Source organism: Streptomyces sp. NPDC006544, from assembly GCF_040611715.1.
Taxonomy (GTDB): domain Bacteria; phylum Actinomycetota; class Actinomycetes; order Streptomycetales; family Streptomycetaceae; genus Streptomyces.
Genome location: NZ_JBEXOV010000170.1, coordinates 1 through 9,183, shown reverse-complemented (window position 1 = coordinate 9,183; position 9,183 = coordinate 1). Strand labels below are relative to the sequence as shown.

The window sequence follows — 9,183 nt, the reverse complement described above, 5'->3', positions numbered from 1 at the left end:
CGGGTGTAGGTGCGGCCGAGGGCTTCGGCTTCTCCGCCGGCGTCGAGTTGGGTGAAGTCGACTTCGAAGAGGTCGCGTTCGGGGTTCCAGCGGACCGACGCACCGGGCCCGGCGATGGCCGGGAGTCGCCGGACACGGACCGTGCCGAGCCGCCGTGGACCCGTAACGACGCCCTGGTGACCGGCGGGGCCTGCGCCATGAACCTGCTCAGCTACGCGCTCTTCAACGACCCGGCCGGGCAGCACGACGTGAGCGTGGCCGGGTTCCTCCTCGTCGCGCTGGCGGCCGTACCGCTGCTCGCCCGGCGCAGCCACCCGGTGGCGGCGTTCGCCGCCGTCCTGGCACTCGACGTGACGGCGGCCGTGACCGTACCGCTGCCGAGCCACTTCGGTGCCGTCCTGGTGGTCTCCCTGTACTCGGTCGCCCGGGCGCGCCCCGGCCGGGTGACGGCGGTCGCCGCCCTCGCCACGGTGTCCCTGATGCTGCTGGGCCAGTGCATCGGCCGGACGCCGACCTTGCAGGAGGCCATGGGGCCCCCGTTGTCCACCCTGATCGTCGTGGGCGGCGCCATGGCGGTCAACCGGTGGCAGCGGGAGGTGGCGGCCAACCGCGGGCTCCTCGCCGACCGTGCGGTGGCCGAGGAACGCCGTCGCATCGCGAGGGAGCTGCACGACATCGTGGCCCACCACATCACCACCATGCAGCTGATGGCCGGCGGAGCCCGGGCCAACATCGACCGGCCGGACGTGGTCCAGGACGCCCTGGTCACCCTGGAGGCCTCCGGCCGGCTCGCGCTGCGCGAGATGCGCCAGCTCCTCGACGTGCTGCGGGCCGGCGACGAACCGGAAGACGGGCCGGCGCTGCCCCAGCCAGGCGCCGACGACCTCGAGCGCCTGGTGGCCGAGTCCCGCCTCGCCGGACTGCCGACCGAACTCAGCGTCCGCGGGCCCGAGCGCCCGCTGCCGCCCACCGTCGGCCTCACCGTGTTCAGGATCGCCCAGGAGGCCCTCACCAACGCCCGCAAATACGCGGGGCCCGCCCGCGCGTCCGTACGACTGACGTACCACCCGGAGCGGATCACCGTCGAGGTGCGGGACGACGGCGGAGGCACACCCCCGCAGGAGGGCGCGCTGGCCGTGGGCTCGGGCGGTTACGGCCTCGTCGGGATGCGCGAGCGCGTCGCCCTGCACGGAGGTACTCTCACCACCGGCCCGCAGTCCGACGGCGGGTTCGCCGTGGTGGCCGACCTGCCGCTGACCGCGGAGGAAGCGGCCGAGGCGGTCGTCCAGCACGAGGGAGCACACCGATGACCGGGCCCGGGCCGACACGGCCGAGGATCAGGGTGCTGATCGTGGACGACCAGCCGCTGGTCCGCCGCGGCCTGTCGCTGATCCTCTCCCCGGACCCGTCCCTCGAGGTGGTGGGAGAGGCCGAGAACGGCGCGCACGCCGTCACCCTCGCCCGCGAACTGCGCCCGGACGTGGCGGTGATGGACATCCGCATGCCCGTCCTGGACGGGGTCGGCGCCACCGCGGAACTGGCCGTCACCGTGCCCGACTGCCGGGTCCTGGCCCTCAGTACGTTCGACCTCGACGAGTACGTCGTGGGCGCCCTGCGCGCCGGAGCCTACGGCTTCCTCCCCAAGGACAGCTCCCCCGAGGAGCTGAGCGCGGCGATCCGTACCGTACACGCCGGCGAGGCCGTCGTCGCCCCGCGCCTGCTCACCCGGCTGATCTCCGCGTACGTGCGGGTCCCCGCCGGTCCACCGCCGACCGCCACCGGCCGGGGCGAGCTCACCCCCCGCGAGGTCGAGGTGTGGCGCCTGATGGCCACCGGCCTCGACAACACCGCGATCTCCGGCGCCCTGGACATCAGCCTCTCGACGGTCAAGAACTACATCACCAGCATCTTCGACAAGCTCGCCGTGCGCGATCGCGCCCAGGCGGTCATCGCGGCCTACGAATCGGGCCTGGTCACCGCCCGCGCGTCGGCCGGGAACCCGCCCGGCGACGGGCACGACACGACCAGGTCCGTCCGTCCCGCACCCTGACGGCCGCGGCGCGGGACGAGACACCAGCACGTCCGAACCGGAGAAGAGCACCCCATGAAGATCCACCTGACCAGCGTCTTCGTCGACGACCAGGTCAAGGCCTTGCACTTCTACACCGAGATCCTCGGCTTCGTGAAGAAGTACGACGTCCCGGTGGGCGAGAAGGACCGGTGGCTGACCGTCGTCTCCCCCGAGGAGCCCGGCGGCACCGAGCTGCTCCTGGAGCCCGCCGGCCACCCGGCCGTCAAGCCCTACCGCGACGCGCTCGTCAGGGACGGCATCCCGCTCGCCCAGTTCGCCGTCCAGGACGTCAGAGCGGAGTACGAGCGCCTGCGCGCCCTCGGCGTCCGCTTCGTCCAGACGCCCCTGGACATGGGCCCCGTCACGACCGCCGTCTTCGACGACACCTGCGGCAACCTGATCCAGATCGCCACACGGCCCGAGTAGCGGCGCTCAGGGGCCGTCAGAGTCGCGCCGGATCGCGTCGAGCGTGCGGGCCAGGTCGTCGTCGGTCGTCGACCAGTTGCTCACGGAGATGCGCATGACGCGCCGGCCGTGCCACGTGGAGCCGCTGATCCACGCCGTGCCGTCGGCGAGCAGCCGCGTGAGGACCCGTTCCGTACGTTCGTCGGTGCCGAACGTGGCGCAGACCTGGGTGAACCCCACGTCGTTGAGGACCGTCGCGCCGTCGGTCCGGGCGATGCCGGCGGCGGACGCGGAGGCGTGGCGGCACAGCCGCTCGACGAGGTCGGCCACACCCGATCGGCCCAGGGACCGGAGGGCGGCCCACACCGTGAACGCTCTGCCGCGCCGGTGACGACGGGCGGGGGCCGGCGCGGCACGGCTCACGTGGGCGGTGTGCGGGTCAGGCGTGGTTCCAGTCGAGGCGCAGGACGGCGAGGTCGTCGGTGTGACGGCCGGCGTTCCGTGCCTGGGTCTCCGCGATGAGGAGGTCGACGTGGGTGGCCGGGTCGGTCGGCGGCAGGTCGTGGATCAGCGCGAGGAGTCCCTCGACGCCGAGGCGCGCGGTGTTGGCACCGTCGTGTCCTTCGGTCAGTCCGTCGGTGTAGAGGGTCAGTGCTCCGGTGGCGGGCAGCGAGATCACCGTGGCGGGCCAGGTACCGAGCTTCGGGGCTATGCCCAGGGCCATGCCGTGCGAGGCGACGAGCTCCTGGGTCCCCTCGGCGGTGGTGAGGAGGGGTTCGTGGTGGCCGGCGAGGTGGAGGGTGGCGGTGGCGGCCTTCTGGTCGAGGGTGAGGAGCGTGCAGGTGGCGAACAGGGGCTGGGGGCCGCGTTCGGCGATCAGGATGCGTTCCATCAGGTGCAGCAGGTGGGGGCCGCGGTGTCCGGCGAGGATGAGCGAGCGCCAGGCGATGCGCAGGCAGACGCCGAGGGCGGCGGCGTCGGGGCCGTGTCCGCTGACATCGCCGACGACGGCGTGCAGCAGTCCGTCGTCGCTCTCCACCACGTCGAGGAAATCACCGCCCAGCAGGGCCATTTCGGCACCCGGCAGGTAGCGGCTGGTCACTGTGACGGTGGAGGTGTCGAGGAGGGGCTGGGGGAGCAGTCCCCGTTCCAGACGGGCGTTCTCCTCGGCGCGCAGACGGGCCTTCTGGGCTTCGGCGCCCGCGCGTTCGGTGCGGCTCCGGTAGACGGCGTAGCGGATCGTGCGGTGCAGGAGGTCCGCTTCGACCTTGCCCTTGACGAGGTAGTCCTGGGCGCCGGCGGTCATCGCCTCGGCCCCGGCCTGTCTCTCGGACAGGCCGGTGAGGACGATCACGGCGGCGTGCGGGGCCGGCTCCCTGATGGCGGCGATCGCCTCGGTGCCGGAGACGTCGGGCAGGTGCAGGTCCAGCAGGATGCAGTCGATCGCGCGGGTGGCGAGCTCGGTGCGGGCGCCCGCGAGGGTCGTCCTCGTGGTCAGCTCGAACCGCAGCCCCGTGTCGTGGAGCAGTTCCTCGACGAGTACGGCGTCCGCCTCGTCGTCCTCGATGAGGAGGATGCGGTAGAGCGGGGCCGACGCGGATCCGCCGGAGACGTCCACCGCGGCCGCGGCCGCGACGGCGGAGACAGGGGCCGGCGCCTGCAGGGAAGCCGAGGCGGAAGCGGAGGCGGAGGTGGTCGCGCGCGCGGTCACGGCGCCGGCTCCACGTCGGCGCGGGTCGCCTGCGGCAGGTCGGATGGGTCCGCGGCCCTGGGAGGCTCGGTGGACAGGGTGAACGTGATGCGGGCCCCGTTGCGGAACCCGGGGTCGACCCCGATGGTGCCGCCGTGGAATTCGACGATCTTCTTGCACATCGCCAGTCCGATGCCGCTGCCGTCGTAGGCGTCCTTGGTATGGAGCCGCTGGAAGATGACGAACACCTTCTCGGCGTACTCCGGTGCGATGCCGATCCCGTTGTCGGTGACGGTGAACCGCCACAGCTCCCCCTCGGGGACCGCCGTCACGTGCACCCGAGGGGTCTCACCGGGGCGGTGGAACTTGATCGCGTTGCCGATCAGGTTCTGCCACAGCATGCCCATCTGTGTCGGATCGGCGGCCAGGGTCGGCAACGGGTCGTGGGTGACCACCGCCCCCGTCTCCTCGATGCTCACGCTGAGGGCGGACAGGGTCCGGTCCAGCACGGGACCGAGATCGAGGTTCCGGAGCTCGGCGTGGACGCGGCCCACGCGGGAGAAGTCGAGGAGGTCGTTGATGAGGACCTGCATGCGGTTGGCGCCGTCCACCGCGTAGTCGATGTACTGGTCGGCGCGGGCGTCCAGCTGGCCGCCGTAACGGCGCTGGAGGAGCTGGGTGAAACTGGAGACCTTGCGCAGGGGCTCCTGGAGGTCGTGGGAGGCCACGTACGCGAACTGCTCGAGCTCGGCGTTCGAACGCTGGAGGTCCGCCGCCTGTGTGTCGAGGCGCAGGCGGGCCTCCTCGGTGAACGCCAGCTCCCGTACGAGGCGTCGCCGCATGAAGTCGATCTCGCCGCTGAGGCGCCGCAGGTCAGCGGGGCCGGTGGGGACGATGGGGTGATCGAAATCACCGCCGGCGATGATGCGGGCATCCGCCCCGAGCTGGTCCAGGGGCTCGGTGATGCCGCGGCGCAGGGCCTCGAAGGCCAGCACCGTGAGGGCGACGATCACGAGCGCGATCGCGATGAAGACCCCGTTGCGCAGCCCCATCGTGGCCCCGAGGTCCTCCACCGCCCGGGCCCGGTCCGCACGCAGCTGCTCCTGCTGGCTGCTCAGGGCGCCGCGGACGGCGTCGAAGGTCTGCTTGCCCTCGGCGGCGCGCTCGGTGGTCAGCACCGAGGGCGTTCCGGCGGGCGCGGCGGCGATCGGGCGGGCGATCCTCTCCTGCCAGGTCTCGATGGCGTCCTGCACGGCCGCCAGGTCCCTCAGGCCGGCCGCGTCGTCGTGGAGCAGCTCCGCGAGCGTCGCGGTGTGGGCCGCCTGGTCCTCGAGCCCCTGCCGGTAGGGCGTGAGGAAGTCGGAACTTCCGGTGAGCCCGTAGCCGCGGACACCGGTCTCCTGGTTGAGCAGCGCCGACTCCAGGCGGAACGACGTGCTCAGTGCGGGGGACTTCACGTCCACGAGGTCGTCGCTGAGGGATGCCGTACGGCCCAGGACCCACGCTCCCGTCAGCCCGAGGACGGTGAGGACCGTCAGTGACACGGCCGCCCCGACCCGCAGCCAGCGTCGGGTCGTCCAGGTGGGAAACTGCCGCGCACGAGGTCTCGTGTCCGGGCTCATACGGTCTACCCCTCCGCTGTGATCGCCGCATGCAACATACGCGGGCATCGGCCACTGTAGAGGGTGTCCGACAACTCTTGTTGTCGTGGGGTTGGATCAGGGCCTAAGGTTCCCGGTATGCCTGGCAAGAACTTCGTACTGCGGACCACCCCGCCGGAAACGGCCGCCGTCGCGGACGCGGCGGTCGGGTCCCTTGCACGGCATCTTGCCCTCCAACTCCTGGTCGAAGCCCCACCTCCGCCGGACGCGGGCCCCGCACAGGCCCTGACCCTCCTGCATCTGCTGGACCAGCTGCAGCGGGCGACCGCACGCCTCCAACAGGAAGCGGCCGTGGCGGCGGCGCGGGCGGGCGCCGGCTATCCGCAGATCGGCGCCGCCTGCGGCATGACCCGCCAGGGCGCCCGGCGCCGCTGGCCGGGGCTCTTCACCCACACCGACGAAGTACCCACGGAGCATCCGATGATGACCACCCCCGCCCGCGCCTTCGACGTCCTGCTCGTCGAGGACGACATGGCCGATGCCATGCTCATCGAAGAGGCGCTCTCCGACCGCGGGGCCCGCAACCTGGTCCAGGTCACCGACGGAGTCGCCGCCCTGGAACACCTGCGCAACCCCGAAAGCGTGCGTCCCGACCTGATCGTGCTCGATCTCAACATGCCCCGCATGAACGGCCGGGACCTCCTGAAGATCCTGAAGGCGGACGACGAGTTCCAGACCATTCCCGTCGTGGTCCTGACCACCTCGGCCGCCCCCGACGACGTCACCGGGGCCTACAGCAGCCACGCCAACGCGTACGTGACCAAGCCCGTCAACCTGGAGGAGTTCGAGCGCGCCGTCCAGAGCATCGACGCCTTCTACCTCGAGACCGCCACCCGGTTGCCCCGCACCTGAACCGTGCCCGGCTGACGCCGGCGGGGGCCGGCCGCCTCAGGAGATCGCGGCGCGCGGCGCGGGCTCCTGGCGGTCGTGTTCGATCTCCGCGCGTTCCTGCGCGATCTCCCGGGTGAGGAAGAAGTTGAGGACGGTGCGGATGGCGGCGATGGCCGCCAGCTGTCCGATCTCCCTGAAGCTGGGGGCGACGGCCGTGCGCAGGACGTCGCCCGCGAGCTGGAACTCCAGCCCGAGGACGAGGAAGCGCCCCAGACTCAGACGGATCTTGTTGAACTCGCCGATGAGCGAACTCCTGCGCAGGCCGGTCGTGGCGAAGCGCGCGAACGCCCACACCGCGCCCACGAATATGATCAGCGCGCCGGCCGCCTCGATGGCGTGCACCAGCCACCCGATCATTTCGCGTACCCCGGTCTCGGACGCCAGTTCCTTCGCCGTGTTCATGTGACCCCCTCTACCCCGTCCTCGTCGCTCCACGGGGCGGGCCCGAAATCGCCTTCCGGCAGGCGTACCGGAGACACCAGGGGCAGGGAGGAGCCCGAAAGGGGGCCGCGGGCGCGCATAAAGTCCGGCTTTCGGCGCATGCGCGGGAGATGGAATGCGTCATATACGACCAGGCGGGCCGCTCGGAACTCGTGGAGTGCGAACTGCCGGACGAAGCCTGCCGGCTCGCCCTCAAGCGGCTCCGCGGTCTGCGGGACGGCGAGTTCGCCTGGGTGAGGCTCGCAGATCCGTCCGAGGACGAGCTGGTCCAGCTCGCCGAGGAGCTGGGACTGCACCCGTTGGCCGTCGAGGACGCCGTGCACGCGCGACAGCGGCCGAAGCGGGAACGGTTCGGCGATGTCCTGGCCGTCGCGCTGAAGACGCTCTGGTACGTGGAGGACGAAGCGGCGGTGGAGACCGGCGAGATGATGCTCTTCGTCGGGACCCACTATGTACTCACCGTGCGCCACGGGGTGGTCGACCCGTGCGCCGAGGCCGCCCGCCGGCTCGACGCCGCCCCGGACATGCTGCGCTTCGGTCCCTGGGCGGTCCTGCACGCCGTGCTGGACGTCGCCGTCGACGCCTACAGCGACGCCGCGGGCCGGGTGCGCGCCGCCCTCAACCGGCTGGAGGACCAGGTCTTCTCCACCTCCCGCGTCGACCACACGCAGGCGATCTACTCGCTGAAGCGAGAGGTGAGGGAGTTCCGCGACGCGGTGCAGCCGCTCGTCCCGGTGGTGCAAGGTCTCCTGGGCGGCCCCGGTGGGGAGGAGCACCAGGCGCACAGCGCGCCGTACGTCCGCGACGTGGCCGACCACCTGCACCGCACGGACATCGAGGTGCGGACCCTGGACGAGCTGCTGAACTCGGTCCTCGACGCGCAGCAGGCCCGGGTGGGTACCTGGCAGAACGACGACATGCGGCGCATCTCGGCGTGGGCGGCGATCTTCGCGATCCCCACCATGGTCGCCGGCGTCTACGGAATGAACTTCGAGCACATGCCGGAACTCGGCTGGACCTACGGCTACCCGCTCGCCGTCGGACTCATGGCCGCGGCATCGGGCGGCCTGTACCGGGCCTTCCGCCGCAACGGATGGCTGTAGTCCGAGGACGGCGGACGCGCGCCGTCCTTCGGGAGAGCAACGACTTCGGGCGGATACGGAGGCGGTTGCGGGGTAGTCGCGCGTGCGACGGCACACATCGCGATCCGGCAGAAGCGACCGAGACCAAGGAGAAGGCACACCGATGAACGACGACGCCCGAACCAGCATCGGCACCCCCGCCCCCGACGCCTCCTCCCCGGAGGAGCTGCGCGCGAAGGTCGAGCGCACGCGCGACGAACTCGGACAGACGGTGGAGGCCCTGGCGGCCAAGGCCGACATCACGGCCCAGGCCAAGGAGAAGACGGCCGCCGTCAAGGAGGAGGCGGCCGCGAAGGCCGCCCAGGTCGCGGACCAGATCCGTACGACGGCAGGGCAGGCCGCGCAGCTGGTCGCGGACAAGGCTCCCGACCCCCTGATGGAGAAGGCAGGCCAAGCGGCGACGGCCGCGCGTGCCAACCGCACCCCCCTCCTCGCCGCCGGCGCCGTACTGATGGTGTTCCTCCTGGTGCGCCGCAGCCGGGGACGGCGCCGATGAAAGCGTCCAAGATCGCCTACAAGCCCGTCGGGCTGGCTCTGGGCGCCGTCAGCGGCCTGATCGCGGGCGCCGCGTTCAAGCAGGCGTGGAAGGTCGTCGAAGGGGAAGGCGACGCCCCCGACGCCACGGACGAGGACCGCACCTGGCAGCAGATCCTGCTCGCCGCAGCCCTCCAGGGCGCGATCTTCGCCGTGGTCAAGGCCTCGGTCGACCGAGGCGGCGCCGTGGCCGTACGACGCCTGACGGGCACCTGGCCGGGCTGACCACCGCGGCGCCGGCCGGCCCCCCGGGGGGGGGCGGGGCCGGCCCGGCCCCCCCCCCCCGAGAGGGGCACCAGCGCCCCGGCCGGCCCGGGACCCCAAATAACCGCGGGGGGGGGGTGGGTT

General features: G+C 72.0%; 11 protein-coding genes. 7 read left to right on the top strand and 4 right to left on the bottom strand.

The window, feature by feature from the left end:
- Positions 1-197: 197 nt before the first annotated feature.
- The 3 genes from ABZY44_RS36650 to ABZY44_RS36640 are packed head-to-tail and all read left to right on the top strand — an operon-like array spanning position 198 to position 2,497.
- Entirely contained in the window at positions 198-1,310 is a 1,113-nt protein-coding gene (locus ABZY44_RS36650) for a sensor histidine kinase (RefSeq protein ID WP_356661706.1), read from the top strand.
- The gene (locus ABZY44_RS36645; RefSeq protein ID WP_356661704.1) at positions 1,307-2,050 is read left to right on the top strand and encodes a response regulator transcription factor; all 744 of its coding nucleotides are present in this window, start codon (positions 1,307-1,309) and stop codon (positions 2,048-2,050) included. Before ABZY44_RS36650 ends, ABZY44_RS36645 begins: the two co-directional genes overlap by 4 nt.
- A 54-nt stretch (positions 2,051-2,104) precedes the next feature.
- Entirely contained in the window at positions 2,105-2,497 is a 393-nt protein-coding gene (locus tag ABZY44_RS36640) for a VOC family protein (protein ID WP_356661702.1), read from the top strand.
- A 6-nt stretch (positions 2,498-2,503) separates the two neighbouring features.
- Here ABZY44_RS36640 and ABZY44_RS36635 read toward each other — a convergent pair whose 3' ends face one another.
- From ABZY44_RS36635 to ABZY44_RS36625, 3 genes are all read right to left on the bottom strand, one after another.
- Complete coding sequence (locus ABZY44_RS36635) at positions 2,504-2,899, bottom strand: hypothetical protein (protein ID WP_356661700.1); 396 nt, start codon at positions 2,897-2,899, stop codon at positions 2,504-2,506.
- 16 nt (positions 2,900-2,915) lie between these two features.
- The gene (locus ABZY44_RS36630; RefSeq protein WP_356661710.1) at positions 2,916-4,094 is read right to left on the bottom strand and encodes a fused response regulator/phosphatase; all 1,179 of its coding nucleotides are present in this window, start codon (positions 4,092-4,094) and stop codon (positions 2,916-2,918) included.
- 89 nt (positions 4,095-4,183) lie between these two features.
- Positions 4,184-5,788: a CHASE3 domain-containing protein gene (locus tag ABZY44_RS36625; RefSeq protein WP_356661698.1), complete on the bottom strand. Its 1,605-nt coding sequence runs from the start codon at positions 5,786-5,788 to the stop codon at positions 4,184-4,186.
- Between the two features lie 117 nt (positions 5,789-5,905).
- On the opposite strand from ABZY44_RS36625, the gene ABZY44_RS36620 reads away from it, so the two are divergent.
- Entirely contained in the window at positions 5,906-6,679 is a 774-nt protein-coding gene (locus ABZY44_RS36620) for a response regulator (protein WP_356661696.1), read from the top strand.
- Positions 6,680-6,715: 36 nt separating this feature from the next.
- On the opposite strand, the gene ABZY44_RS36615 is transcribed toward ABZY44_RS36620, so the two are convergent.
- A complete protein-coding gene (locus ABZY44_RS36615) occupies positions 6,716-7,075 on the bottom strand; it encodes a DUF1622 domain-containing protein (RefSeq protein ID WP_356661708.1) in 360 nt (119 codons plus the stop codon).
- A gap of 194 nt (positions 7,076-7,269) precedes the next feature.
- Between ABZY44_RS36615 and ABZY44_RS36610 the strand changes: the two genes are divergently transcribed.
- The 3 genes from ABZY44_RS36610 (at position 7,270) to ABZY44_RS36600 (ending at position 9,060) form a co-directional block, all read left to right on the top strand.
- Positions 7,270-8,262: a magnesium and cobalt transport protein CorA gene (locus tag ABZY44_RS36610; RefSeq protein ID WP_356661694.1), complete on the top strand. Its 993-nt coding sequence runs from the start codon at positions 7,270-7,272 to the stop codon at positions 8,260-8,262.
- 142 nt (positions 8,263-8,404) lie between these two features.
- The gene (locus ABZY44_RS36605) at positions 8,405-8,797 is read left to right on the top strand and encodes a DUF3618 domain-containing protein (RefSeq protein ID WP_356661692.1); all 393 of its coding nucleotides are present in this window, start codon (positions 8,405-8,407) and stop codon (positions 8,795-8,797) included.
- The gene (locus tag ABZY44_RS36600) at positions 8,794-9,060 is read left to right on the top strand and encodes a DUF4235 domain-containing protein (protein ID WP_356661690.1); all 267 of its coding nucleotides are present in this window, start codon (positions 8,794-8,796) and stop codon (positions 9,058-9,060) included. Before ABZY44_RS36605 ends, ABZY44_RS36600 begins: the two co-directional genes overlap by 4 nt.
- Positions 9,061-9,183: the final 123 nt, after the last annotated feature.

Excerpts from the sequence above, each read along its gene's own strand:
- ABZY44_RS36625 (WP_356661698.1), bottom strand. The coding sequence starts at position 5,788 with ATGAGCCCGGACACGAGACCTCGTGCGCGGCAGTTTCCCACCTGGACG.
- ABZY44_RS36610 (WP_356661694.1), top strand. The coding sequence starts at position 7,270 with ATGGAATGCGTCATATACGACCAGGCGGGCCGCTCGGAACTCGTGGAG.
- ABZY44_RS36620 (WP_356661696.1), top strand. The coding sequence starts at position 5,906 with ATGCCTGGCAAGAACTTCGTACTGCGGACCACCCCGCCGGAAACGGCC.
- ABZY44_RS36605 (WP_356661692.1), top strand. The coding sequence starts at position 8,405 with ATGAACGACGACGCCCGAACCAGCATCGGCACCCCCGCCCCCGACGCC.
- ABZY44_RS36615 (WP_356661708.1), bottom strand. The coding sequence starts at position 7,075 with ATGATCGGGTGGCTGGTGCACGCCATCGAGGCGGCCGGCGCGCTGATC.
- ABZY44_RS36600 (WP_356661690.1), top strand. The coding sequence starts at position 8,794 with ATGAAAGCGTCCAAGATCGCCTACAAGCCCGTCGGGCTGGCTCTGGGC.
- ABZY44_RS36645 (WP_356661704.1), top strand. The coding sequence starts at position 1,307 with ATGACCGGGCCCGGGCCGACACGGCCGAGGATCAGGGTGCTGATCGTG.
- ABZY44_RS36650 (WP_356661706.1), top strand. The coding sequence starts at position 198 with ATGAACCTGCTCAGCTACGCGCTCTTCAACGACCCGGCCGGGCAGCAC.
- ABZY44_RS36640 (WP_356661702.1), top strand. The coding sequence starts at position 2,105 with ATGAAGATCCACCTGACCAGCGTCTTCGTCGACGACCAGGTCAAGGCC.